Here is a 24,188-nt window from a genome sequence, read left to right as displayed (position 1 = left end):
TCAGGCGGCGATCGGGGTGTAGACGGCGTTCTTCTCGGCGCTCTCCTCCACCGCGGCGAGGACGCGCTGCACCTGGAGCCCGTCCGTGAAGGACGGTTCCGGGCTGCGGCCCTCGGCGATGGCGTGGACCAGGTCGCGGGCCTGGTGCGCGAAGGTGTGCTCGTAGCCGAGCCCGTGGCCCGGCGGCCACCAGGCGTCCAGGTAGGGGTGGTCGGGCTCGGTGACGAGGATGCGGCGGAAGCCGCCGTGCGTGGCGTCCCCGGTGCCGTCGTGGTACTCGAGTTCGTTGAGCCGCTCCAGGTCGAAGGCGAGCGAGCCGCGCTCGCCGTTGAGTTCGATCCGCAGGGCGTTCTTGCGTCCGGTGGCGTACCGGGTGGCCTCGAAGGACGCAAGCGCCCCGGAGGTGAACCGCCCGGTGAACACGGCGGCGTCGTCGACGGTGACCGGTCCGGTGCCGGCCGCGGAGACGGCGGCCAGGCCGCTGCTCGGCTCGGTCGGCAGCGGCCGCTCGCGGACGAACGTCTCGGTGAGCGCCGAGACGCCCGCGAGCGGCTCCCCCGCGAGGTACTGGGCGAGGTCGACGATGTGCGCGCCGAGGTCGCCGAGCGAGCCGGAGCCCGCCTGCTCCCGGCGCAGCCGCCAGGTGAGCGGGAACTGCGGGTCCACCAGCCAGTCCTGGAGGTACGCCACCCGCACGTGCCGCAGGGTGCCGATGCGGCCCTCCTCCACCATCTTCCGGGCCAGCGCGGTGGCGGGCACCCGGCGGTAGTTGAAGCCGACCATGGCGGCCTGGCCGCGGTCCCGCGCCTCCCGGGCGGCGCGGGCCATCGCCTCGGCCTCCTCGACGGTGTTGGCGAGGGGCTTCTCGCACAGCACGTGCTTGCCCGCGGCCAGCGCGGCCAGCGCGATCTCGGCGTGGCTGTCGCCGGGGGTGCAGATGTCGACGAGGTCGATGTCGTCGCGCTCCACCAGGGCGCGCCAGTCGGTCTCGGCCTCCGCCCAGCCGTGCCGGCCGGCCGCCGCCCGCACGGCGCCGGCGTCCCGGCCGCAGATCACGGCCATCTCGGGGCGGAGCGGCAGCTCGAAGACCCGTCCCACGGTGCGCCAGCCCTGGGAGTGGGCGGCGCCCATGAAGGCGTAACCGACCATGCCGATGCGCAGTGGTGGCTTCCCCGTTTCCGCCCCTTCGGACGCTTGCGGCTGTGCCATTCGGATGTCCTCCTCGTCGTCGTGTCGGGCGGGGCGGTCCCCGCCCGGTGGGCTGGTCAGGCCCGTGGGGCGGGGCTCCTCACTTGAAGCCGGTGGGCATGTACTGGTCGACGTTGTCCTTGTCGACGACGGCCGAGTAGCAGGTCACCGAGGAGGGGATCTCGAACTCGGCCAGGCCGCCGATGCCCTTGCCCTGGCCGAGGGCGCGGGCGAGGTCGATCGCGGAGGCGGCCATCGTCGGCGGGTAGAGCACCGTGGCCTTCAGGACACCGTTGTCGGCCTTGATGGCCTCGAACGCGGAGAGCGCGCCGGCGCCGCCGACCATCAGGAAGTCGTCGCGGCCGGCCTGCTCGATGGCGCGCAGCGCGCCCACGCCCTGGTCGTCGTCGTGGTTCCACAGCGCGTCGAACTGCGACTGGGCCTGGAGCAGCTGGGCCATCTTGGCCTGGCCGGACTCGACGGTGAACTCGGCGGCCTGGCGGGCCACCTTGCGGATGTTCGGGTAGTTCTTCAGGGCGTCGTCGAATCCCTGGGTGCGCTGCTTGGTCAGCTCCAGGTTGTCCAGGCCGGCCAGCTCGATCACCTTGGCGTCGGGCTTGTCCTTGAGCTTCTCGCCGATGTAGTGGCCGGCGTTGAGGCCCATGCCGTAGTTGTCGCCGCCGACCCAGCAGCGGTACGCCTGCGGGGTGTTGAAGACGCGGTCGAGGTTGACCACGGGGATGCCGGCGCGCATCGCCTTCAGCCCGACCTGGGTGAGGGCCTTGCCGTCGGCCGGCAGGATCACCAGGACGTCGACCTTCTTGTTGATGAGGGTCTCGATCTGGCCGATCTGCTGGGCGGTGTCGTTGGAGCCCTCGGTGATCTCCAGGGTGACGTCGGAGTACTTCTCGGCGCGCTTCTTGGCGTTGTCGTTGATGGCGTTGAGCCAGCCGTGGTCGGCCTGCGGTCCGGCGAAGCCGATGGTGACCTGCTTGCCCGGCTTGTCGTCGGCGGCCGGCTGGTTGTTCGCGGCCGGCTCGTCGCCGCCGCTGGGCTCGTTGCTGGTGCAGCCGGTGACGAGGGCGCCGGCGGAGACGGCGGCGGCTCCGAACAGGAGCCCTCTGCGGCTGGTGAACGTCGGCTCTGGCATGGCGGTGAACCCTTCCGTCAGGTCGTGCTCGCGGTACGCCGCTGGACCAGCACGGCGGCGACGATGATCGCGCCCTTGGCGATCTGCTGGACGTCGGTCTGCAGGTTGTTCAGGGCGAAGATGTTGGTGATGGTGGTGAAGATCAGGACGCCGAGGACGGAGCCGACGATGGTGCCGCGGCCGCCGGTGAGGAGGGTGCCGCCGATGATCGCGGCGGCGATGGCGTCGAGTTCGTAGAGGTTGCCGTTGGTGTTCTGTCCGGAGCCGGACAGGACGATCAGCAGGAAGGCGGCGATGCCGCAGCACAGCCCGGACAGCAGGTACAGGTAGAGGCGCTGGCGGCGTACGTCGATGCCGGCGAGGCGGGCGGCCTCCGCGTTGCCGCCGACGGCGACGGAGCGGCGGCCGAAGGTGGTGCGGTTGAGCACCAGCCAGCCGACGACGGTGACCGCGGCGAACACCAGCACCAGCGGGGGGACGCCCAGCACGTAGGAGTCGCGCTCGCCGAGGTCGAGGACGCTGTCGACGGTGACGATCTGTGTGCGTCCGTCGGTGATCTGCAGGGCGAGACCGCGGGCGGAGGCGAGCATGGCGAGGGTGGCGATGAACGGCACCATCCCGCCGTACGCGATGAGCACCCCGTTGACGAGGCCGCAGCCGAGGCCGACCAGGACGGCGGTGAAGAGGATGCCCGCGAAGCCGTACTCCTGGGTGGCGACGGTGGTCGCCCACACCGAGGCGAGGGCGACGATCGCGCCGACCGACAGGTCGATGCCGCCGGAGATGATGACGAAGGTCATGCCGACGGTGACGACGCCGATGACGGACGCCTGGGTGAGGACCAGCTGGAGGTTGCGGGTGTCCAGGAACTGGTCCGGCTTGGTGAGGCCGCCGATCAGGATCAGTACGGCGAGCACGCCGAGCAGGGACAGGGTGCGCACGTCGGCGCGGAACAACACGGCCCGCCAGGCGGGCTGTTCGCCGGCCGGTGGCACCTTGGAGGTGCTGTCCCGCGGCGGGGAGACGTTCTGCGTCATGACGCCGGGCTTCCTTCCATGACCAGGTCGAGTACACGGTGTTCGTCGAGTTCGCGGGCGGGCGCCGTGTGGACGACGGAGCCCTCGCGCAGCACCAGCACGCGGTCGGCGAGGCCGAGCACCTCGGGCACCTCGCTGGAGACCAGCAGCACGGCGAGCCCTTCGTCCGCCAGGCGCCGTACGACGGCGTACAGTTCGGCCCGCGCGCCGACGTCGACGCCGCGGGTGGGTTCGTCGAGCAGCAGCACCCGGCAGCCGCGGAGCAGCCAGCGGGCGAGGACCGCCTTCTGCTGGTTGCCGCCGGAGAGGGTACGGACGGGCACGTCGGGGTTGTCGGGCCGCAGGGACAGCTCCCGGACCGCCGCGCGCGCCGCCCCCAGTTCGGCGCCGCGGTCGATCCATCCGGCCCGCGCGAAGCGGGACATGGAGGAGACGGACACGTTGCGGGTGACCGACTCCAGCATCAGCAGGGCCTGCGCCTTGCGTTCCTCGGGGGCGAGGCCGAGGCCCGCGCGGACGGCGGCGCGGACGCTGCCGGGGCGCAGGGGTTTTCCGTCGACGAGGACGCGGCCGGTGTCGGGCTTGCGGGCGCCGTAGACGGTCTCGAGGATCTCGGAGCGCCCGGACCCGACGAGTCCGGCGAGACCGACGATCTCGCCGGGGCGCACCTGGAGGTCGAGCGGGGCGAACTCCCCGCGCCGCGACAGGTTTTCGACGGTGAGGACCGGTGCGGCGTCCTTGGCCGGCGAGGTGTCGGGGCGGGGCGGGAAGACGTACTCGACGTTGCGGCCCGTCATCAGCGACACCACCTCGCTGGTGGGCGTGGACTTGGCGGGCAGTCCGCGGGCCACCGCCCGGCCGTCCTTCAGCACGGTCACGCGGTCGCCGATGCGGCGGATCTCCTCCAGCCGGTGGGAGATGTAGACGACGGCGACGCCGGCGGCGGTCAGGTCGCCGACGATGCGGAAGAGGTTGTCGACCTCGTCCGGGTCCAGGGCGGCGGACGGCTCGTCCATCACGATGAGCCGTACGTCGTGGGAGAGGGCGCGGGCCATGGAGACGATCTGCTGGTGCGCGGCGGAGAGGTCGCCGACCAGACGGCCGGGGTCGATCTCGGGGTGCCCAAGACGCTTGAGCAGATCGGCGGTTGACGCGCGGGCCGCCCTGCCCCGGACGACGAACCCGGCGGCGGTGGGTTCATGGCCGAGGTGGACGTTCTCGGCGACCGACAGGTGCTCCACCAGGTCGAGTTCCTGGTAGATGGTGGCGATGCCGAGGCGCATGGCGGCGATCGGCGAGCGCAGGGTGACGTCGTCGCCGCGCCAGCGGATCGTGCCCGTGTCGGGCTGGTGGGCGCCGGCCAGCACCTTGATGAGCGTGGACTTCCCGGCGCCGTTCTGGCCGAGCAGACAGTGCACCTCGCCGGCCTGGACGTCGAGGTCGACGCCGTCCAGGGCCCGGACTCCCGGGAACGACTTGGTGATGCCGGACATGCTGAGCAGCGGTGGTTCTGGTGCCATGCGGATTCCCCTCGGCGTGCGTGGGCCGACGGCCCCTCGCGGGGCAAGAGTTTTCGGGCAGGGCGAAGCGGAGCGGCGGTGTGGGTGGTGTTCGGAACGGGTGTGCGGCTCGGGGGCAGGGCCCCACGTTCACGACGGTGCGGCTTCCTGCCGGGTCGGGCGGCTTCCGACCCGGCGGGTCGTGCGGTCTGCGTGCCGGCGCGGGTGGCGAAACCGCATCGGCACGGTGGTGCCTCGACCGCCGGAAGCGGGGTGGCGTCCGCTCCGGCGGGTGGTGCCTTGCCTGCCGGGGCGGGCGGCTTCCGCCCCGGCGTGCCGTGCGCTGCGCGTCGGCGCTGGTGGCCGTCGCAGCGGCACGGTGGTGCCGTGCACACCGGTACGGCTGGCCGTCGTACCGGGGACGTGGCCGGCACGGGTGGCTTCCGCACCGGCGGGTCGTGCTCCGTGCGGTGCGGCTGGCGGTCGCACCGGCAGGGTGAACTCGCGTGCCGGACGGGCCGGCGGGTGGTGCTGGGCGCCGGTGCGGCGGGTGCCGTACCGGCGTCGGGTCAGGCGGGTGAGAACAGGTGGTCGCTGATGAGGCGGGCGGCGCCGATGACTCCGGCGGCGGGGCCCAGCTCGCCCAGGACGATGGGGAGGTTGCCCGTCGCCAGGGGGAGCGAGCCTCGGTAGACCTGGGTGCGGATCGCGGCGAGCAGGGTGTGGCCGAGGCCGGTCACCCCGCCGCCGATCACCACCAGGCCCGGGTTGAAGAAGCTGACCAGGCCGGCGATGACCTGCCCGGTGCGGTTGCCGCCCTCGCGGATCAGGTCGAGGGCGGTGGCGTCACCGGCGGCGGCCGCGGCGGCGACGTCGACGGCGCTGAGCGTGCCGTTCGCCTCCAGCCGGGCGGCGAGTTCGGGTGAGTGCTGCTGCTCGGCGGCCTCCGTGGCGTCCCGCGCGAGCGCCGCGCCGGAGAAGTGCGCCTCGAGGCAGCCGCGGTTGCCGCAGGCGCAGGGGCGTCCGTCGGGCACGGCCTGGATGTGCCCGATGTCGCCCGCGCTGCCCGTCGTACCGCGGTACACCTCACCGCCGACGACGATGCCGCAGCCGATGCCCGTGCCGATCTTGACGCAGAGGAAGTCGGCGACGGTGCGGGCGACGCCCGCGTGCTGCTCCCCCAACGCCATGAGGTTCACGTCGTTGTCGACCATGACCGGGCAGCCGAGCTCCTGGCTGAGCGCCTCCCGCACGGGGAAGCCGTCCCAGCCGGGCATGATCGGCGGTGCGACCGGGATGCCCTCGGGGAAGCGGACCGGCCCGGGGACGCCGATGCCGGCGCCGTCGAACCCTTCCGCGAGCCCGGTGGCCTTCAGCTTGGCGGCCATGGACAGCACCTGCTCGAAGACCGCGACCGGTCCCTCGCGCACGTCCATCGGCTGGTTGATGTGCCCGAGGATCTCCAGCTCGGCGTTGGTGACGGCGACGTCGACCGAGGTCGCGCCGATGTCGACGCCGAGGAAGCGCAGGTGCGGGTTGAGACGGATGTTGTGGGAGCGGCGCCCGCCGCGCGAGGCGGCGAGTCCGTCGGCCACGACGAGTTCCGTCTCCAGCAGCCGGTCCACCTCCACGGCCAGTTTGGACCGGGACAGGTCGACCTGGTCGCCCAGCTGTGCCCGGGAGTTGGGCCCTCCGTCGCGCAACAGCCGTAGCAGTCGTGCCTGATGGGCGTTCGCGGGTCGCGCTGTCATGCGTCTCACGAGCCCCTCCCCGCCTCATCGGCTGTGCGCGCCGGATTCCGGCCACGTGCGTGGCGTGCTTTCGGATGCGAAAGTAGCAGCGCCTGCCGGAGGTGGGAAGAAGTCGCGCAGGAATTGACCCCTACTTTTTCCACTCTCAGGACAAAGGAGGGGGTGCGGGGCCCCGGAGAACCCCGCTCAGGTCGGGACGAACCGGATCAGGAGTCTCCCCGCGCGTGGTACGACCGCCGTGTGTGCTCGGTGTGTTCGCGCATCAGCCGCGTGGCCGACTGCTCGTCCCGCGCGGCGATCGCGGCGATCAGCTCGCGGTGCTCGATCCAGGACTGCTCGCCGCGCTGCCGGGCGACCGGGGTGTAGTACCAGCGCACCCGCCGGTCCACCTGCGCGGCCAGCTCGGCGAGGACCGCGTTGCCCGCGAGCTCCATCACCTTGGCGTGGAAACGGGCGTTGAGCACCACCGCGGCGTCCACGTCGTCCGCCTCGACGGCCTTCAGTCCCTCGGCGAGGATCTCCTCCAGCGCCTGGACGCCCTTGCTGTCCGCGTTGCTCGCGGCGAGCCGGGCCGCCTCCGCCTCCAGCAGCGTGCGCACGGTGAGGAGCTGGTCGGCCTCCTCCTCCGTCGGCTCGTGCACGAACGCGCCCTGCGCGGGCCGCAGATCGACCCACCCCTCGGTGTTGAGACGCTGGAGCGCCTCGCGCACCGGCTGACGGGAGACGCCGAGGTGGCCGGCGAGTTCGCTCTCGACGAGGTGCTGGCCCGGCTGGAGGGCGCGGGTGGTGATGAGTTCGAGCAGTGCCTCGTAGACGCGGTCGCGCAGCGGGCCGGGCCGCTCGAGCCGGGGCACCGCCCCGTGGGGCAGTCCTGTCGACAACATCGGTCCCCCTCTTCGGCGGCGCCGCGCGTCCGTCGTGAACGCCGGTGACGCCGCAGACGTCCTGGGTGATTGTCTTTCGTCTACAGTCTACGGCGCACGGCCACACCGCGTTCGGGTTGCCCTCGTCACACCCGTGCCACGGGACGCGCGCCTACGGGCAGCGCACGACCTGTCCCGCGTACGACAGGTTGCCGCCGAAGCCGAACAGCAGCACCGGGTCCCCGCTCGTCACCGCGCCCTGCTCGACGAGCTTGGAGAAGGCGAGCGGGATGCTCGCGGCCGAGGTGTTGCCGGAGTCGACGACGTCCCGCGCGACGACGGCGTTGACGGCGCCGATCCGCCGCGCGAGCGGCTCCACGATCCGCAGGTTGGCCTGGTGCAGCACGACCGCGGCGAGGTCCTCCGGCGTCAGCCCCGCCTTCTCGCAGGCGCGGCGGGCGAACTCCGGCAGCCGGGTGGTCGCCCACCGGTAGACGCTCTGCCCCTCCTGCGCGAACCGCGGCGGGGTCCCCTCGATCCGCACCGCGTTCCCCATCTCCGGCACCGAGCCCCACAGCACGGGACCGATGCCGTTCTCGGCGCCCGGCGCGCCCGCCTCCACGACGGCCGCGCCCGCCCCGTCGCCCACGAGGACGCAGGTGGTGCGGTCGGTCCAGTCGGTGACGTCGGACATCTTGTCGGCGCCGATCACCAGCACCCGCTCCGCCCCGCCGGCCCGCACGGCGTGGTCGGCGGTGGCGAGGGCGTGGGTGAAGCCGGCGCACACCACGTTGACGTCCATCACGGCGGGGCCGGGCATGCCGAGGCGGGCGGCGACGCGGGCCGCCATGTTGGGCGAGCGGTCGATCGCGGTGGAGGTGGCGACCAGGACCAGGTCGATCTCGTCGGGCGTACGTCCTGCCGCGGCGAGCGCCTTGGCGGCGGCGTGCGCGGCCAGTTCGTCGACGGGCTCGTCGGGTCCGGCGATGTGCCGGGTGCGGATGCCCACGCGGCTGGTGATCCACGCGTCGCTGGTGTCGACCATGCCCGCCAGGTCCTCGTTGGTCAGGACCCGGGCGGGCTGGTAGTGGCCGACGGCGGTGATGCGTGAGCCGCTCATGGTGATCCCCTCGTGATCCGGTTGCGGGATGCACCAGTCTGATCAGTGACTCACGGGTACGAGTGCAGGTGAAGCGACAGGAAACGGGCGCGAGGCTTGTCGCCTTCCGTCAGCCCTCGAAGGGCCGCGTCAGGCGTCCCCGCGCCCGTCCTGTCCGCGATCACCCGCAGGAAGCGCCGGATCACCCGGTGAACAGCTGCGTCGCCTTCCGCACCAGCTCGTACAGGCCGTAGGCGAGCGGGAGGCCCACCCACACCCAGGAGAAGGCGATCAGCGCGCGGCGCGAGGGCTCAGGCGGACTCGTGCTGCTCTCGCCGGTCATCGGCGGCCTCCTCGGACGTAGCAACCGGCGCGTCGGCGGCCGGCTCGTGGTGACGCGGGTGGACGGGGCGGACCAGTTCGTTGGCGACGAAGCCGACGGCCAGCAGCCCGATCATGACGACCAGGGAGACGCCGTACAGGGACGGGCCGTGCTTGCCGGCCTCCTCCTGCCGGTCGGCGACCCAGTTGACGATGAGCGGTCCGAGGACGCCGGCGGTGGACCAGGCGGTGAGCAGCCGGCCGTGGATGGCGCCCACCTGGTAGGTGCCGAACAGGTCCTTGAGGTACGCCGGGACGGTCGCGAAACCGCCTCCGTAGAAGGAGAGGATGACGAGCGCGGCCAGCACGAACAGCGGCTTGGAGGAGTCGCCCAGCGACCAGATGAGGGCGTACATCAGCGCGCCGACGCCGAGGTAGACGCGGTAGATGTTCTTCCGGCCGATGAGGTCGGAGGTGGTGGACCAGCCGATACGGCCCGCCATGTTGGCGGCGGACAGCAGGGCGACGAAGCCGGCGGCGGCCGTGGCGGACACCGGCGCGGAGCTGTCCGCGAAGAAGTCCGTGATCATCGGCGCGGCCTTCTCCAGGATGCCGATGCCGGCGGTCACGTTCATGCAGAGCACGATCCACAGCAGCCAGAACTGCGGGGTGCGCACGGCGGACCGGGCCGAGACCTGCGGGCCGGCGGTGACGGCGGGAGCGTCGGCCTTCGGCCGCACGCTGGGCGGCACGCGCACCAGCAGCACGCCGAGCATCATGAACACCGCGTACGTCAGGCCGTGCACGAGGAAGGCGTACGCGATGCCAACGTTGTCGGTGCCGAAGGACTCGAGCATCTGCGCCGACCAGGGCGAGGCGATCAGCGCGCCGCCGCCGAAGCCCATGATGGCGATGCCGGTGGCCATGCCGGGCCGGTCGGGGAACCACTTGATGAGCGTGGAGACGGGCGAGATGTAGCCGATGCCCAGACCGATGCCGCCGACGAAGCCGTAGCCGAACACGATCAGCCAGTACTGCTCGGTGGCCGCGCCCAGCGCGGAGAGCAGGAAGCCGGAGGAGAAACAGATCAGGGCGACCGTCATCGCCCAGCGCGGGCCCCGGCGTTCGACGAGGGTGCCGCCGAAGGCCGCGGACAGGCCGAGCATGACGATGCCGAGCTGGAAGGGCAGCGCGCTCTGGGTGCCGCTGAGGCCGAGCGCGGACTCCAGCGGCGGTTTGAACACGCTCCAGGCGTAGGCCTGGCCGATGGAGAGGTGTACGGCGAGCGCGGCGGGCGGCACGAGCCAGCGGCTCCAGCCCGGCGGTGCGACGGGGGGACTCATGAGTCCCCAACCGTAGGGAGCGATCAGCTCCTTGAGAAGACTGTTGAGCGGACAACCACCGGTACTGCACAAAGCCTTGTCGGCCTCCTCTCCATACTGTAGACAATATTTCGTCGACAGAGATTCGGCGATTCTCCCGGTTCTTCGGTATCCCTCGACCGGACGGAGCTCCCTTCGCCATGAAAGTCGCAGTCCTCGGCGCCGGTGCGATCGGCGCCTACGTGGGCGCCGCGCTCCACCGCGCGGGCGCCGACGTGCATCTCATCGCCCGTGGACCGCATCTCGCGGCCATGAGGCAGGACGGAGTACGGGTGCGCAGCCCGCGCGGCGACTTCACCGCGCGACCCCACGCCACCGACGACCCCGCCGAGGTCGGCCCCGCCGACTACGTGTTCCTGGGTCTCAAGGCCAACTCGTACGCGGCGTGCGGGCCGCTGATCGAGCCGCTGCTGCACGACACGACGGCCGTGGTGGCCGCCCAGAACGGCATCCCCTGGTGGTACTTCCACCGGCACGGCGGCCCGTACGACGGACGCCGGCTGGAGAGCGTGGACCCCGGCGGCTCGGTCAGCGCGGTGCTCGCGCCCGAACGGGCCGTCGGCTGTGTGGTGTACGCGGCCACCGAACTCGAACAGCCCGGTGTCGTACGGCATGTGGAAGGCACCCGCTTCTCGATCGGCGAGCCCGACCGCAGCGTCTCCGCGCGCTGCCTCGCCCTGAGCGACGCCATGCGGGCGGGCGGCCTGAAGTGCCCGGTCGAGCCGGACCTGCGCAACGACATCTGGCTCAAGCTGCTGGGCAACATCTCCTTCAACCCGATCAGCGCCCTGGTGCGGGCCACCATGCGGCAGATGTGCCTGCACGGCGGCACCCGCCAGGTCATCGAGACGATGATGTCCGAGACCCTGGCCGTCGCCCGGGCGCTCGGCTGCGAGGTCGGCGTCTCCATCGAACGGCGGCTGGCCGGCGCCGAACGGGTCGGCGACCACCGCACCTCCACGCTGCAGGACCTGGAACGCGGCAAGCCGCTGGAGCTCGACGTGCTGCTCGCGGCCGTGGTCGAGCTGGCGGAGATCACCGGCGTCCCCGTGCCCACCCTGCGCACCGTGCACGCCCTGTCCGACCTGCTCGCGCTGAGGAGCGCCGCATGAGGAAACGCGACCGGACCCCGAAGACCTACACCCGTCTCACCCACCCCCTCGTCCGCGACTCACGGGACGAACCGTTCCGCCGGGCCACCTGGGACGAGGCGCTGGACCGCACCGCGCGCGCACTGGGGGCGGCGCGCGGCGCGTTCGGCATGTTCTCCTGCTCCCGCGCCACCAACGAGATGAACTACGTGGCGCAGAAGTTCGCCCGGGTCGTCATGGGCACCAACAACGTCGACTCCTGCAACCGCACCTGCCACGCTCCCTCGGTCGCCGGGCTGTCGGCCGCGTTCGGCTCGGGCGGCGGCACCTCGTCGTACGAGGAGGTGGAGCACACCGACGTCATCGTGATGTGGGGCTCCAACGCCCGCTTCGCGCACCCGATCTTCTTCCAGCACGTGCTCAAGGGCATCCGCAACGGCGCCCGGATGTACGCGGTCGACCCGCGCCGGACGTCCACCGCGGAGTGGGCGGAGAGCTGGCTCGGGCCGAACGTCGGCACGGACATCGCGATGGCCCACGCGATCGGCCGTGAGATCATCCACGCGGGCCTGGTCAACGAGGCGTTCGTGCGGCGCGCCACCACCGGCTTCGAGGAGTACAAGGAACTCGTCGAGCCGTGGACGCTGTCCCTCGCCTCGAAGGTGACCGGCGTCCCGGCCGCGGCGGTACGGGAGCTGGCGCACGCCTACGCCCGCGCCGAACGCGCCCAGCTGTGCTGGACCTTGGGTATCACCGAGCACCACAACGGCACCGACAACGTGCGCGCCCTGATCAACCTCGCGCTGCTCACCGGCCACGTCGGCCGCTACGGCTCGGGGCTCCAGCCGCTGCGCGGGCAGAACAACGTGCAGGGCGGCGGCGACATGGGCGCGATCCCCAACCGGCTGCCCGGCTTCCAGGACCCCCTCGACGCGGGCGTGCGCGCCAAGTTCGAGGCCGCCTGGGACACCGTCATCCAGCCCCGGTACGGGATGACGCTGACGGAGATGTTCGAGGCGATGGACGACGGGACGCTGCGCGCCGTCTACTGCATCGGCGAGAACCCGGCCCAGTCGGAGGCGGACACCGACCAGGCCGTGCGCCGGCTCAAGGAGCTGGACTTCCTGGTGGTGCAGGACATCTTCCTGACGAAGACCGCCGAACTGGCCGACGTCGTCCTCCCCGCGACCGCCGGCTGGGCCGAGACCGAGGGCACCACCACCAACAGCGAACGCCGGGTGCAGCGCGTCCGCCGGGCCGTGACCCCGCCCGGGGAGGCCCGCGAGGACATCGACATCCTCTGCGACCTCGCCGGACGCCTCGGCCACGACTGGAAGTACGACGGCGCCGAGGCCGTGTGGGACGAGCTGCGCGCGGTCTCCCCCGACCACCACGGCATGACGTACGAGCGGCTCGAGGAGCACCAGGGCATCCAGTGGCCGTGCCCGAGCACCGACCGCATCGAACCGCCGTACCTGCACGGCCGCTTGTGGGAGAAGGACCCCGGACGCCGGGGCCGTCCCGCGCCGTTCGGGATCGTGCAGCACGACCCGCCGGTGGACCTCACCGACGAGCGGTACCCGGTCCGGCTCACCACGGGACGGCGCCTGGACTCCTACAACACCGGGGTGCAGAGCGGCAGTTTCGCCTCCCCGCTGCGGCGCGGCGAATACGTCGAGCTGAGCCCCGAGGACGCCGAGCGGTACGGCGTCGTGGTGGGCGAGGAGGTGCTGGTGACCTCGCGGCGCGGGTCCGTGCGGGCGCCGGTGTGGGTGGACCCCGCGCTGCGGCCGGGGCTCGCGTTCATGACGTTCCACTTTCCCGACGAGGTGGACACCAACCAGCTGACGATCGAGGCGAACTGCCCGATCGCGGGGACGGCGGAGTTCAAGGCGTCGGCGATCCGGATCGAGAAACTCCCGGCCCCGACACACGTGAGGTGAGCAAGCGTGGACCTGCGTTTCGGCGACAGCAAACCGACCGACGAGGAGCGCGCCGCCGTCGACGCCCTGCTCGGGCCGCCCGAGTCGTCCTGGGAGGGCGCCGACCGCTCCGACGCGGACCTGAGGTGGGCGCGCGGCGGACGGGCCGCGCGTGACCGCCGCGACCTGCTGCTGCCGGGGCTGCACGCGCTGAACGACCGGGTCGGCTGGATCAGCGAGGGCGGTCTCGGCTACCTGTGCCGCCGGCTGACGGTCCCGCCGTCCGAGGCGTACGGCGTGGCGACGTTCTACGCCATGTTCGCCGTCCGCCCGCGCCCGGCCACCGTGCTGCACGTGTGCACGGACCTGGCGTGCGCGGCGGCGGGCGCGCCGAGGCTGTGCGAGGCGGTGGAGGCGCGCCTGGGCCCGGAGTCGGGGGTGAAGGTGGAGCGCAGTCCCTGTCTGGGCCTGTGCGAGCGGGCCCCGGCGGCGCTGGTGGTACGGGCCGGGGAGGACGCGGCCCGTGCGACGGCCGGCGGCGGGACGCCACGGGCGACCGCGGTGTCCGCCCCCGCCACCCCCGACGCCGTGGTCGACGCGGCGCTCGCGCCGGAGAACGCCCCCGAGGAGCCCGCCGCCGCCGTGGCGGTCCCCCAGGCGCCCGACCCGGACCTGCTCCTGCTGGGCCGCGTCGGCACGGTGGACCCCGCCGACCTGGACGACTACCGGGCGCACGGCGGGTACACCGCGCTGCGCCGCGCCTTCGCGCTCGGGCCCGCCGGGGTGATCCGGGAGGTGACCGACTCCGGGCTGCTGGGCCGGGGCGGCGCGGCCTTCCCCACCGGCCGGAAGTGGCAGGCCACCGCCTCCCAGCCGGACCACCCGCACTACCTGGTGTGCAACGCCGACGAGTCCGAGCCGGGCACCTTCAAGGACCGCGTGCTGATGGAGGGCGACCCGTACGCGCTGGTCGAGGCCATGACGATCGCGGCGTACGCGACCGGCGCCCGGCACGGCCACCTCTATCTGCGCGGCGAGTACCCGCGCGCCCTGGAGCGCATGGGGCACGCGATCGCGCAGGCCCGCGCCCGGGGTCTGCTCGGCGACGACATCCTGGGCCAGGGGTTCTCCTTCGACATCGAGATCCGGCGCGGCGCGGGCGCCTACATCTGCGGCGAGGAGACGGCCCTGTTCAACTCCATCGAGGGCTACCGGGGCGAGCCGCGCTCCAAGCCGCCGTTCCCGGTGGAGAAGGGCCTGTTCGGCAAGCCGACGGTCGCGAACAACGTGGAGACCCTGGTCAACGTGCTGCCGGTGCTCACGCTGGGCGCACAGGCGTACGCGGCGATCGGCACCGGCGCGTCCACCGGCCCCAAGCTGTTCTGCGTGTCGGGCAGCGTGGACCGCCCGGGGATCTACGAGCTGCCGTTCGGCGCGACGCTCGGCGAGCTGCTGGAGCTGGCCGGGGTGCGCGACGGGCTGAGGGCGGTGCTGCTGGGCGGGGCCGCCGGCGGGTTCGTCCGCCCCGACGAGCTGGACATCCCGCTCACCTTCGAGGGCACCCGTGCGGCCGGCGCCACCCTCGGCTCCGGTGTGGTCATGGCCCTCGACGACACCGTCCCGCTCCCCCGTCTGCTGCTGCGCATCGCGGAGTTCTTCCGCGACGAGTCCTGCGGGCAGTGCGTGCCGTGCCGGGTCGGCACCGTGCGCCAGGAGGAGGCGCTGCACCGGATCGCCGAGCGCACCGGCGCGGACGCCGCCGCCGACATCACCCTGCTGCGCGAGGTGGGGCGCGCGATGCGGGACGCCTCGATCTGCGGTCTGGGCCAGACCGCGTGGAACGCCGTGGAATCCGCCATCGACCGTCTGGGGGCGTACGAATGACCGTGACACCGCTGGGGATCCCCCGCCGTCTGCTGGAGTTCACCCTGGACGGGGAGCCGGTGCGGGCGCCCGAGGGGTCGACGATCCTGGACGCCTGCCGGGCCGCGGGGAAGGACATCCCGACGCTGTGCGAGGGCGACACCCTCACCCCGAAGAACGCCTGCCGGGTCTGCGTGGTCGAGGTCGAGGGCTCGCGCACCCTGGTGCCGGCCTGCTCGCGCAAGGCCGAGGCGGGCATGGAGGTGCGCACCGGCACCGAGCGGGCCCGGCACAGCCGCAAGGTGGTGCTGGAACTGCTCGCCTCCTCGGTCGACCTGTCGACGACACCCCGGGTCGCCGAGTGGCTGAAGGAGTACGAGGCGAAGCCGGACCGCTTCGGCCCGGACGCGGCCCGGCTGAACGAGGAGCCCCGTGTCGACAACGACCTCTACGTGCGCGACTACGGCAAATGCATCCTCTGCTACAAGTGCGTGGACGCCTGCGGCGACCAGTGGCAGAACTCCTTCGCGATCTCCGTCGCCGGGCGCGGCTTCGACGCCCGGATCGCCGTGGAGCACGACGCGCCGCTCACCGACTCGGCGTGCGTGTACTGCGGCAACTGCATCGAGGTGTGCCCCACGGGGGCGCTGTCGTTCAAATCGGAGTTCGACATGCGTGCCGCGGGTACGTGGGACGAGTCGCGGCAGACGCGCACGACGACCGTGTGCGCCTACTGCGGCGTGGGCTGCAACCTGACGCTCCATGTGCAGGACAATGAGATCGTGAAGGTCACGTCGCCGCACGACAACCCGGTGACCCACGGCAACCTGTGCATCAAGGGCCGGTTCGGCTACCAGCACGTGCAGAGCCGGGACGGAACGGAACGGAACGGAACATGGGACGAGTCACGGAACGACGCAAGGTGATCCGCATCCGGGACGGGGCGGTCTCCACCCGCCCGGACACGCTCGTCGCCGAGGAACCCCTGGAGATCCGGCTCAACGGCAAACCCCTGGCGATCACCATGCGCACCCCGGGCGACGACTTCGCGCTGGCGGCCGGCTTCCTGGTCAGCGAGGGGGTCCTGGCGACCGCCTCGGACCTGCGCAACATCGTGTACTGCGCCGGGGCCACCGCCGACGGGTCGAACACGTACAACGTGGTCGACGTCTCGACCGCGCCCGGGGTGGCCCTCCCCGACATCACCCTGGAGCGCAACGTCTACACCACCTCGTCCTGCGGGCTGTGCGGCAAGGCCAGCCTGGACGCGGTGCGCACCACGACCCGTCACCCGATCGCGGACACCCCGCCGCTGCGGGTGACACCGGAGCTGCTGGCGGAGCTGCCGGACCGGCTGCGGGCGGCCCAGCGGGTCTTCGACCGCACCGGCGGGCTGCACGCGGCGGCCCTGTTCGACGAGCACGGCGAACTCCTCGACGTCCGGGAGGACGTGGGCCGGCACAACGCGGTCGACAAGCTGGTCGGCCGCGCCCTGCAGAGCGGGAACCTGCCGCTGTCCCGCACGGTCCTCATGGTGTCGGGGCGGGCCTCCTTCGAGCTGGCGCAGAAGGCGGTCATGGCCGGCATCCCGGTGCTGGCGGCGGTCTCGGCGCCGTCCTCGCTGGCCGTGGACCTGGCGGCGGAGACCGGCATGACCCTGGTGGGCTTCCTGCGGGGCAGTTCCATGAACGTGTACGCGGGTGAGGAGCGGATCGCCCTGCGGGCCGCGGCCGTCCGGGCCTGACGCACCCCCTCGCTGCACGGCGGCGGGGCCCCACCCGGCGGGGAGCGCCCCCTGCGCCGCGGGGCCCCGCCTCAATCGAGGCCCCGTGGACCGGCGCCCGCGCGGCCGCTAACGTCACCCGGCATGCCCGGCGACACCGTGCGACCACGGCGGCGGACGGGGGCCGGGATCGCCGTGGTGCTGGTCCTGGTCCTCGGGGCCGTGCTGGTCACGGGTAGGTCGGACGGTGACGGCGGCAGCGGCGAGGGGTGCCCGCCCCGCACCGTCGTCTCCTGGGCGCCCGAGCCCCGGCTCACCTCCGCGTTCGCCCGCTACGGCGACGACGACACCCGCACCGACGACTGGACCGGCGGGGACGGCACGCATTCCGTGCGGCTGCCGGACGGACGGCTGCTGTGGCTGTTCTCCGACACCTTCCTGGGCCGGGTGCACCGGCCGCCCAACCCGGCCGGCGAGGCGTACGCCTGGCGGGACGGCACCGCGCCCCTGGTGCGCAACTCCGCGGTGGTGACGCACGGCGGCCGGCCCGTGGCCACCCTCCCCGCCCCGCTCTTCCCCGACCCGGCCCCCGGAACCTGGCGCTGGCCGGTCGCCGCGCGGGTCGAACCGCGCTCCCCAGGCGCCTCGGAGCGGGTGCTGCGGGTGCTGCTGTGGGTGCGGCAGAACGGCGCGCCCCCGTGGATCTACGGGGAGCCCCTCGCCACCGAGGTCGCCACGCTCTCCCTGCCCTCCCTGCGTCTGGAGTCCGTGACCACGGTGCTGGACCAGCGGCACGTCGGCGACCTCTCCCGCCGCGTCCTGTTCGGCACCACCCTGGTCGAGGAGGACGGCCGGACGTACGTGTTCGGCGGTGACGACGGGCGCCCCGCGTCCCGCCCGGCCTCGCACGCCTACGTGGCCCGGGTGCCCGAGGGCGGTCTCGCCGACCCGGCCGCCTGGGAGTACTGGGACGGCTCGGGCTGGCGGTCGCGCGCGCGTCCCGCGCCGGTGCTGGGCGACGGGAGACGCACCGGGGTGGGCAGCGCCTTCACGGTGACGCGGGACGACGGGACGTACGTGCTCTTCACCATGGCGGCGGGCGCGGAAGGGCTGGCCACGGTGACGGCGTACTGGGCGTGCTCCCCGGCCGGGCCGTGGCACGGTCCCCTGGGCGCGTTCACCCCCGCGCTGCCCGCACCCGGCACCGCCGCCTACAACCCGCAGACGCACCCCGCGCTGAGCCGGGACGGACGGCTGGTGCTCAGCCACGACGTGAACTGGCTGGAGACGTCCGCGGCGGCGGCGATGCTCAGCCGGAACGTGTCGCTGTACCGGCCTCGGTTCGTGACGGTGCGGCTCGGTCCTCCGCGACGACCTCCGGGAGGGGGTCCTTGGAGCGGCGCTTGGCGATGACCGCGCACACCATGAGCTGCATCTGGTGGAAGAGCATCAGCGGCAGCACGGCCAGCGAGGCGTGCGCCCCGAACAGCACGGACGCCATGGGCAGTCCGGCGGCCAGCGACTTCTTCGACCCGGCGAACTGGATGGCGATGCGGTCCTCCCGGTTGAAGCCGAGGCCCTTGGCGCCGTACCAGGTGAGCGCGAGCATCACCGCGAGCAGCACGGCCTCGACGACGAGCAGTCCGCCGAGCCGGCCGGGGCTCACCTGGCTCCAGACGCCCTGCACCATGCCCTCGCTGAACGCGGTGTAGACGACGAGCAGGATGGAGCCGCGGTCCACCAGACCCAGCACCTTGCGGTGGCGGGCGACGAAGCCGCCGATCCAGCGGCGGGTGAACTGCCCGGCGAGGAACGGCACCAGCAGCTGGAGCACGATCTTCACCACCGAGTCGCCGGAGAAGCCGCCCGCGCTTCCGCCGAGCAGCGCCGCCGCGAGCAGCGGGGTGACGACGATGCCGGCCAGCGAGGAGAACGACCCGGCGCAGATCGCGGCGGGCACGTTGCCGCGGGCGATCGAGGTGAACGCGATCGACGACTGGATGGTGGACGGGACCAGGGTGCAGAAGAGCAGGCCCTGGTGGAGGGGGTCGTTGAGGAACACCGGGACGAGTCCGCGGGAGGCCAGGCCCAGCAGCGGGAAGACGACGAACGTGCAGGCCAGGACGGTGACGTGGAGCCGCCAGTGCTTGAGTCCGTCCAGCGCCTCACGGGTGGAGAGGCGGGCGCCGTAGAGGAAGAACAGGAACGCGATCGCGGCGGTGGAGGCGCCGGACGCGACGTCGGCGCCGGCGCCCCGGGCGGGCAGCAGCGCGGCCACGCCCACCGTGCCGAGCAGGAGCGTGATGTACGGGTCGATCGGCATCCAGCGCGGCCAGTGCAGGCGATTCACGGTGCTCCACGTGCTCGGGTGTGTGTACTCGGCGGTGCGGTCCCCCGGTGCGGGTGCCACGGGGAGGCGGGGGCAAAGGAATCCCCGCTTCATGGGGACAAGGGGCCCCCGCTCCATCCTGCTCCTTCGTTTCGTGATCGGGAATCCCGTACACCGCTCTCACTGTGATCGTGTTCCGTGATGACCGGTATAGGCTGCCGGGCATGTACGAGCCCACCCACCTGCGGACCTTCCTGTCCGTGGCGCAGACGCTGAGCTTCACGCAGGCGGCGCGGCGGCTGGGGCTGCGCCAGTCGACGGTGAGCCAGCACGTGCGGCGGCTGGAGGAGGCCACCGGGCGGCAGCTGTTCACGCGGGACACCCACTCCGTGGAGCTGACCGAGGACGGCGAGGCGATGCTCGGCTTCGCGCGCCGCATCCTCGACGTGCACGAGCAGGCGGCACAGTTCTTCACCGGCACCCGGCTGCGCGGGCGGCTGCGGTTCGGGGCGTCCGAGGACTTCGTGCTGACCCGGCTGCCGGAGATCCTCGAACGGTTCCGGCACGAGCACCCCGAGGTCGACCTGGAGCTGACGGTCGAGCTGTCGGGCACCCTGCACGAGCAGCTCGCGGCGGGCCGCCTCGACCTGGTGCTGGCCAAGCGGCGCCCGGAGGACCCGCGTCCGGACCCGCACCGGCTGGTGTGGCAGGACGAGCTGGTGTGGATCGGCGCTCCGGGTCTGCGGCTCGACCCGCACCGCCCGGTGCCCCTGATCGTCTATCCGCCGCCGGGCATCACCCGGGACCTGGCGCTGCGGGCGCTGGAGCGGGAGGGCCGGCAGTGGCGGATCGTGTGCAGCAGCGGCAGCCTCAACGGCCTGCTCGCGGCGGCGCGGGCGGGGCTCGGGGTGATGGTGCACGCGCGGGGGCTGATCCCGCCGGGGCTGGTGCGGATGCCGGAGCGGGCCGGGCTGCCGGAGCCGGGGTCGGTGGACTTCGTGGTGGTGCACGGCCGGCGGCGGCCCTCGGCGCAGGGCGCGGCGGACGCGCTCGCGGCGGCGATCCTGGCCGGCGGCGACCGGCTGCACCGCGGCGGTCAGGGGTGACGGCCGGAAGGGAGTGACGGTCCGGGCCGCCCGTGCGCTGAGCTGGGTGAGGGCCGTTCCCCCGCCCATGGGCGGGTCACGCGGTCGTACAGATTCCGTGGAGATTGCGGCACCGAAACTTACTCCGCCGTCAGGAATGTGCCCGGACCCTACCCACTTGCGAGCTTTCTTCTTCACCGGTCGGCGCCCTCGCGCCCTTCGCGTGGTTTTCCACCCCCTCCCGCCCCCCGAATCCGTGGGGTAGCTTTCACCGCGCTGTGCGGGACGACGGTGTTGCCGCACCGGTCCGAGCGCCAGGAAGCGGGGAGTGGGATTGCGCGAGTTCACCAACCCTCCGTTGTCACAGGCGCCCGCGGTGGGCGGTCTGGCCGACGTGGTGTTCCAGTACGCCGACGAGGAGCCGCTGCGCGTGGCGCTCGGCCGCAAGGACGACGACGGCCACTGGCGCGACGTGACCTGCGCCGAGTTCCGTGACGAGGTGCTCGCCCTGGCGAAGGGCCTGCTGGCGAGCGGCATCCGGTTCGGCGACCGCGTCGCGATCATGTCGCGCACCCGCTACGAGTGGACCCTGTTCGACTTCGCGCTGTGGTCCGTCGGCGCGCAGGTCGTCCCCGTCTACCCGACGTCGTCGGCGGAGCAGTGCTCGTGGATGCTGCACGACGCGGAGGTGACGGCGGCGATCGTGGAGCACGAGGACCACGCGATGACCATCGCGACGGTCATCGACCGGCTGCCGCGGATGCGCCGGCTGTGGCAGCTCGACGCGGGCGCGGTGCAGGAGCTGTACGACGCGGGCGCGCACCTCGAGGACGACGTGGTGCACCGGCACCGCCGGGCGGTCACCCCCGACTCGGTGGCGACGGTCATCTACACCTCGGGCACCACCGGCCGCCCCAAGGGCTGCGTCCTGTCGCACGGCAACTTCATGTATGAGTCGGACACCGTCATCGAGCGCTGGGAGCCGGTGTTCCACTCCAAGCGGGGCGACGAGGCGTCGACGCTGCTGTTCCTGCCGCTGGCGCACGTCTTCGGGCGGATGGTGGAGGTCGCGGCGATCCGCGGCAAGGTGAAGTTCGGCCACCAGCCGCAGCTCAACGCGGCCGCGCTGATGCCCGACCTGGCCGCGTTCCGGCCGACGTTCATCCTGGCCGTGCCGTACATCTTCGAGAAGGTGTTCAACGCGGCGCGGCGCAAGGCCGAGCGGGAGGGGCGCGCGGGGCCGTTCGAGAAAGCGGTCGACGTGGCCGTGCGGTACGCCGACGCGATGGAGGCGAGAGCCTGGGGCACCGGTCCCGGCCCGTCCGCGGGGCTGCGGATGCAGCACCAGCTGTTCGAGAAGCTCGTGTACTCCAAGATCCGCACCGCGATGGGCGGCAGGATCCGGCACGCGATGTCGGGCGGCTCGGCGATGGACCGCCGCCTCGGCCTGTTCTTCGCGGGCGCCGGCGTGCACATCTACGAGGGGTACGGGCTGACGGAGTCGACCGCGGCGGCCACCGCCAACCCGCCCGAGCGCACCCGCTACGGCACGGTCGGGCAGCCGATCCCCGGGGTGAGCGTGCACATCGCGGACGACGGGGAGATCTGGCTGCGCGGCGAGAACATCTTCCAGGGCTACCTCAACAACCCGAAGGCAACGGACGAGACGCTGCACGACGGCTGGCTGGCCACCGGCGACCTGGGCTCCCTGGACGAGGACGGCTTCCTCACCATCACCGGGCGCAAGAAGGAGATCCTGGTGACGTCCGGCGGCAAGAGCGTCTCGCCGGGCGTGCTGGAGGAGCGGGTGCGCGACCATCCGCTGGTCAACCAGTGCATCGTGGTCGGCAACGACCGGCCGTACGTGGCCGCGCTGGTCACCCTGGACCAGGAGGCGGTCGAGCACTGGCTGGCGATGCGGGGGAAGCCGCGGCTCTCCCCGGCCGAACTGGTGCGCGACCCGGATCTGGAGACAGAGGTGCGGCGCGCGGTGGTCGCGGCCAACACGCTGGTCTCGCAGGCCGAGTCGATCCGCACCTTCCGCATCCTGGCGCAGCCGTTCACCGAGGAGCACGGGCTGCTCACCCCGTCGCTGAAGCTGAAGCGCAAGGCCATCGAGAAGGCGTACACCCAAGAGGTCGAGGCGCTGTACCGGGCGTGAATTCCGCGGTCAGGAATGCGGCGCGGGCCGTGATCGTTGACCATGGGGGTACATCTGACCACAACCTAAGGATCGAGAGCTCGTGAGCAAGGTCCCCCCGATCACCCTGAACAACGGCGTCGAGATGCCCCAGCTCGGGTTCGGCGTCTGGCAGGTACCGGACGCGGAGGCCGAGACGGCCGTGGCGGCGGCGCTGGAGGCCGGCTACCGCAGCATCGACACGGCCGCGATCTACGGCAACGAGGAGGGCACCGGCAAGGCCATCGCCCGGTCGGGCATCCCCCGTGAGGACGTCTTCGTCACCACCAAGCTGTGGAACAGCGACCAGGGTTACGACTCCACCCTGAAGGCCTTCGACACCTCGCTGGCCAAGCTCGGCCTCGACTACGTCGACCTGTACCTCATCCACTGGCCCACCCCGGCCCGCGACCTCTACGTCGACACGTACAAGGCGTTCGAGAAGCTGCTGTCGGACGGGCGGGTGCGCGCGATCGGCGTGTCCAACTTCCTGCCGGAGCACCTGGAGCGGCTGATCGGGGAGACCTCGGTGGTCCCGGCGGTCAACCAGATCGAGCTGCACCCGCACCTGCAGCAGGCCGCCGCCCGGGAGTACCACGCGGAGCAGGGCATCGCCACCGAGGCCTGGTCCCCGCTCGGCTCCGGCAAGGGCATCCTCGAGATCCCCGCCGTCGTGGCCATCGCGCAGAAGCACGGCCGCACGCCCGCCCAGGTGGTGCTGCGCTGGCACCTTCAGCTGGGCAACATCGTCATCCCCAAGTCGGTGACGCCGTCCCGCATCCAGGAGAACATCGACGTCTTCGGGTTCACCCTGGACGACGAGGACCTGGCGGCGATCAGCGCGCTCAACGAGGACCGGCGGACCGGTCCGCACCCCGCGGAGTTCAACCAGGCCTGACGGCACGCACACCGGTGGCCGGCCCCCGTGGAGACGGGTGGCCGGCCACCGTCGTTCCTCCGCAGGTCAGTTGGGCTGACCCAGCGGCCGTACGACCACCGTGTTGACGTCCACCCCCTCGGGCCGGCCCAGCGCCCACACCACCGACCCGGCGATCTGGCCGGCGGTCAGCAGGTGGCCCGGCGGCAGTCCGTCGCCGCCGTCCCAGAACGGGGTCTCCACCCGGCCCGGCGCGATCAGCGTCACCCCGACGCCCCACTCGGTGACCTGCCGCCGGGTGTTCTCGGCGAGCCCGGTCACCGCGTACTTGGTGGCCCCGTACAGGTTGCCGGGCGTGGGCACGAACCCGGCGACGCTGCCCACCAGCACGATCCGTCCGCGGCTGCGCCGGAGCGCGTCGACGGAGGCCCGGATCAGCAGGGCGGGGCCCAGCACGTTGGTGAGCACCATGTCGGTCCACTCGGCTGGGTCGCCGTCGACGACGGTGTCGTGCGTGGCGAACCCGGCGTTGGCGACGACGGCGTCGAGCCGCCCGAACCGCGCCAGCACGGCGTCCACGGCGCCGCTCACGTCGGCGTAGTCGGCCGCGTTCCCAGGGAGCGTCAACAGCCGTTCCGGCTCCCCGAGTTCCTTGGCGAAGGCGTGCAGCCGCTCCTCCCGCCGGCCGGTGACGGCGACCGCCTCCCCCGCCTCCAGCAGCCGCCGCGCCACGGCGGCGCCGATCCCGGTCCCGCCTCCGGTGATGAGCGTGACCCGCAGGTCGTCGGTCATGGGAACTCCCCTGTCGTCTCGTCGCGTGCCGGGGAGT

At 72.5% G+C, this 24,188-nt stretch carries 20 protein-coding genes; 9 read left to right on the top strand and 11 right to left on the bottom strand.

Translation table 11 applies throughout. The features are described 5' to 3' along the window. From ACQY0Z_RS26350 to ACQY0Z_RS26310, 9 genes are all read right to left on the bottom strand, one after another. Positions 1–1,209, bottom strand: a complete 1,209-nt coding sequence (locus ACQY0Z_RS26350; RefSeq protein ID WP_254585868.1) for a Gfo/Idh/MocA family protein — start codon at positions 1,207–1,209, stop codon at positions 1–3. A 79-nt stretch (positions 1,210–1,288) separates the two neighbouring features. Next, positions 1,289–2,338 (bottom strand): substrate-binding domain-containing protein, encoded by a 1,050-nt coding sequence (locus ACQY0Z_RS26345; protein WP_254585869.1) that lies wholly within the window; start codon positions 2,336–2,338, stop codon positions 1,289–1,291. Between the two features lie 17 nt (positions 2,339–2,355). Further along, a complete protein-coding gene (locus ACQY0Z_RS26340; protein ID WP_347224836.1) occupies positions 2,356–3,375 on the bottom strand; it encodes an ABC transporter permease in 1,020 nt (339 codons plus the stop codon). Continuing rightward, on the bottom strand, positions 3,372–4,895 hold the full coding sequence (locus ACQY0Z_RS26335; RefSeq protein WP_189903640.1) for a sugar ABC transporter ATP-binding protein: 1,524 nt from the start codon (positions 4,893–4,895) through the stop codon (positions 3,372–3,374). Before ACQY0Z_RS26335 ends, ACQY0Z_RS26340 begins: the two co-directional genes overlap by 4 nt. A 548-nt stretch (positions 4,896–5,443) precedes the next feature. Further along, positions 5,444–6,625 (bottom strand): ROK family protein, encoded by a 1,182-nt coding sequence (locus tag ACQY0Z_RS26330; RefSeq protein ID WP_189903642.1) that lies wholly within the window; start codon positions 6,623–6,625, stop codon positions 5,444–5,446. A gap of 206 nt (positions 6,626–6,831) precedes the next feature. Beyond that, positions 6,832–7,509, bottom strand: a complete 678-nt coding sequence (locus ACQY0Z_RS26325) for a GntR family transcriptional regulator (protein WP_189903644.1) — start codon at positions 7,507–7,509, stop codon at positions 6,832–6,834. Positions 7,510–7,660: 151 nt separating this feature from the next. Continuing rightward, complete coding sequence (locus ACQY0Z_RS26320) at positions 7,661–8,608, bottom strand: beta-ketoacyl-ACP synthase III (RefSeq protein WP_189903646.1); 948 nt, start codon at positions 8,606–8,608, stop codon at positions 7,661–7,663. 181 nt (positions 8,609–8,789) lie between these two features. Further along, the gene (locus ACQY0Z_RS26315; protein ID WP_189903648.1) at positions 8,790–8,930 is read right to left on the bottom strand and encodes an MFS transporter small subunit; all 141 of its coding nucleotides are present in this window, start codon (positions 8,928–8,930) and stop codon (positions 8,790–8,792) included. Then, positions 8,899–10,251: an OFA family MFS transporter gene (locus ACQY0Z_RS26310; RefSeq protein WP_381727060.1), complete on the bottom strand. Its 1,353-nt coding sequence runs from the start codon at positions 10,249–10,251 to the stop codon at positions 8,899–8,901. The genes ACQY0Z_RS26315 and ACQY0Z_RS26310 overlap by 32 nt, the downstream gene beginning before the upstream one ends. Before the next feature lie 179 nt (positions 10,252–10,430). Here ACQY0Z_RS26310 and ACQY0Z_RS26305 point away from each other — a divergent pair, with 179 nt between their 5' ends. The 6 genes from ACQY0Z_RS26305 (at position 10,431) to ACQY0Z_RS26280 (ending at position 18,302) form a co-directional block, all read left to right on the top strand. Further along, positions 10,431–11,402, top strand: coding sequence for a 2-dehydropantoate 2-reductase (locus tag ACQY0Z_RS26305; RefSeq protein ID WP_381727059.1), 972 nt, complete (start codon positions 10,431–10,433; stop codon positions 11,400–11,402). Beyond that, positions 11,399–13,324 (top strand): molybdopterin oxidoreductase family protein, encoded by a 1,926-nt coding sequence (locus ACQY0Z_RS26300; protein ID WP_254585873.1) that lies wholly within the window; start codon positions 11,399–11,401, stop codon positions 13,322–13,324. Before ACQY0Z_RS26305 ends, ACQY0Z_RS26300 begins: the two co-directional genes overlap by 4 nt. Before the next feature lie 6 nt (positions 13,325–13,330). Further along, entirely contained in the window at positions 13,331–15,187 is a 1,857-nt protein-coding gene (locus ACQY0Z_RS26295) for an NADH-ubiquinone oxidoreductase-F iron-sulfur binding region domain-containing protein (protein ID WP_189903656.1), read from the top strand. Further along, positions 15,184–16,092: a 2Fe-2S iron-sulfur cluster-binding protein gene (locus tag ACQY0Z_RS26290; protein ID WP_439812918.1), complete on the top strand. Its 909-nt coding sequence runs from the start codon at positions 15,184–15,186 to the stop codon at positions 16,090–16,092. The genes ACQY0Z_RS26295 and ACQY0Z_RS26290 overlap by 4 nt, the downstream gene beginning before the upstream one ends. Then, positions 16,062–16,910, top strand: a complete 849-nt coding sequence (fdhD, locus tag ACQY0Z_RS26285; RefSeq protein WP_189903660.1) for a formate dehydrogenase accessory sulfurtransferase FdhD — start codon at positions 16,062–16,064, stop codon at positions 16,908–16,910. The genes ACQY0Z_RS26290 and fdhD overlap by 31 nt, the downstream gene beginning before the upstream one ends. Before the next feature lie 123 nt (positions 16,911–17,033). Then, a complete protein-coding gene (locus ACQY0Z_RS26280; RefSeq protein WP_439812917.1) occupies positions 17,034–18,302 on the top strand; it encodes a DUF4185 domain-containing protein in 1,269 nt (422 codons plus the stop codon). Here ACQY0Z_RS26280 and ACQY0Z_RS26275 read toward each other — a convergent pair. After that, the gene (locus ACQY0Z_RS26275) at positions 18,199–19,212 is read right to left on the bottom strand and encodes a bile acid:sodium symporter (RefSeq protein WP_189903722.1); all 1,014 of its coding nucleotides are present in this window, start codon (positions 19,210–19,212) and stop codon (positions 18,199–18,201) included. The two genes, ACQY0Z_RS26280 and ACQY0Z_RS26275, sit on opposite strands and share 104 nt — an antisense overlap. A gap of 230 nt (positions 19,213–19,442) precedes the next feature. On the opposite strand from ACQY0Z_RS26275, the gene ACQY0Z_RS26270 reads away from it, so the two are divergent. The 3 genes from ACQY0Z_RS26270 to ACQY0Z_RS26260 all read left to right on the top strand — a co-directional run bounded on the left by ACQY0Z_RS26270 (position 19,443) and on the right by ACQY0Z_RS26260 (position 23,380). Beyond that, complete coding sequence (locus ACQY0Z_RS26270) at positions 19,443–20,324, top strand: LysR family transcriptional regulator (protein WP_019521725.1); 882 nt, start codon at positions 19,443–19,445, stop codon at positions 20,322–20,324. Positions 20,325–20,637: 313 nt separating this feature from the next. Then, positions 20,638–22,464 (top strand): AMP-dependent synthetase/ligase, encoded by a 1,827-nt coding sequence (locus ACQY0Z_RS26265; protein ID WP_439813385.1) that lies wholly within the window; start codon positions 20,638–20,640, stop codon positions 22,462–22,464. Positions 22,465–22,588: 124 nt separating this feature from the next. Continuing rightward, complete coding sequence (locus ACQY0Z_RS26260; RefSeq protein ID WP_439813384.1) at positions 22,589–23,380, top strand: aldo/keto reductase; 792 nt, start codon at positions 22,589–22,591, stop codon at positions 23,378–23,380. Positions 23,381–23,446: 66 nt separating this feature from the next. Here ACQY0Z_RS26260 and ACQY0Z_RS26255 read toward each other — a convergent pair whose 3' ends face one another. Continuing rightward, complete coding sequence (locus ACQY0Z_RS26255) at positions 23,447–24,151, bottom strand: SDR family oxidoreductase (protein WP_439812916.1); 705 nt, start codon at positions 24,149–24,151, stop codon at positions 23,447–23,449. Positions 24,152–24,188 lie beyond the last annotated feature (37 nt).

The sequence above is a fragment of the Streptomyces sp. P9-2 genome (genome assembly GCF_051903975.1).
In the GTDB taxonomy this organism is placed as follows: Bacteria; Actinomycetota; Actinomycetes; order Streptomycetales; family Streptomycetaceae; genus Streptomyces; species Streptomyces cellulosae.
This window is presented reverse-complemented; position numbering and strand designations above follow the sequence as displayed.

Bases quoted from the DNA above. Each gene is read 5' to 3' on its own strand.
- ACQY0Z_RS26350 (WP_254585868.1), bottom strand. From the start codon at position 1,209: ATGGCACAGCCGCAAGCGTCCGAAGGGGCGGAAACGGGGAAGCCACCA.
- ACQY0Z_RS26345 (WP_254585869.1), bottom strand. From the start codon at position 2,338: ATGCCAGAGCCGACGTTCACCAGCCGCAGAGGGCTCCTGTTCGGAGCC.
- ACQY0Z_RS26340 (WP_347224836.1), bottom strand. From the start codon at position 3,375: ATGACGCAGAACGTCTCCCCGCCGCGGGACAGCACCTCCAAGGTGCCA.
- ACQY0Z_RS26335 (WP_189903640.1), bottom strand. From the start codon at position 4,895: ATGGCACCAGAACCACCGCTGCTCAGCATGTCCGGCATCACCAAGTCG.
- ACQY0Z_RS26330 (WP_189903642.1), bottom strand. From the start codon at position 6,625: ATGACAGCGCGACCCGCGAACGCCCATCAGGCACGACTGCTACGGCTG.
- ACQY0Z_RS26325 (WP_189903644.1), bottom strand. From the start codon at position 7,509: ATGTTGTCGACAGGACTGCCCCACGGGGCGGTGCCCCGGCTCGAGCGG.
- ACQY0Z_RS26320 (WP_189903646.1), bottom strand. From the start codon at position 8,608: ATGAGCGGCTCACGCATCACCGCCGTCGGCCACTACCAGCCCGCCCGG.
- ACQY0Z_RS26315 (WP_189903648.1), bottom strand. From the start codon at position 8,930: ATGACCGGCGAGAGCAGCACGAGTCCGCCTGAGCCCTCGCGCCGCGCG.
- ACQY0Z_RS26310 (WP_381727060.1), bottom strand. From the start codon at position 10,251: ATGAGTCCCCCCGTCGCACCGCCGGGCTGGAGCCGCTGGCTCGTGCCG.
- ACQY0Z_RS26305 (WP_381727059.1), top strand. From the start codon at position 10,431: ATGAAAGTCGCAGTCCTCGGCGCCGGTGCGATCGGCGCCTACGTGGGC.
- ACQY0Z_RS26300 (WP_254585873.1), top strand. From the start codon at position 11,399: ATGAGGAAACGCGACCGGACCCCGAAGACCTACACCCGTCTCACCCAC.
- ACQY0Z_RS26290 (WP_439812918.1), top strand. From the start codon at position 15,184: ATGACCGTGACACCGCTGGGGATCCCCCGCCGTCTGCTGGAGTTCACC.
- fdhD (WP_189903660.1), top strand. From the start codon at position 16,062: ATGGGACGAGTCACGGAACGACGCAAGGTGATCCGCATCCGGGACGGG.
- ACQY0Z_RS26280 (WP_439812917.1), top strand. From the start codon at position 17,034: ATGCCCGGCGACACCGTGCGACCACGGCGGCGGACGGGGGCCGGGATC.
- ACQY0Z_RS26275 (WP_189903722.1), bottom strand. From the start codon at position 19,212: ATGCCGATCGACCCGTACATCACGCTCCTGCTCGGCACGGTGGGCGTG.
- ACQY0Z_RS26270 (WP_019521725.1), top strand. From the start codon at position 19,443: ATGTACGAGCCCACCCACCTGCGGACCTTCCTGTCCGTGGCGCAGACG.
- ACQY0Z_RS26260 (WP_439813384.1), top strand. From the start codon at position 22,589: ATGCCCCAGCTCGGGTTCGGCGTCTGGCAGGTACCGGACGCGGAGGCC.
- ACQY0Z_RS26255 (WP_439812916.1), bottom strand. From the start codon at position 24,151: ATGACCGACGACCTGCGGGTCACGCTCATCACCGGAGGCGGGACCGGG.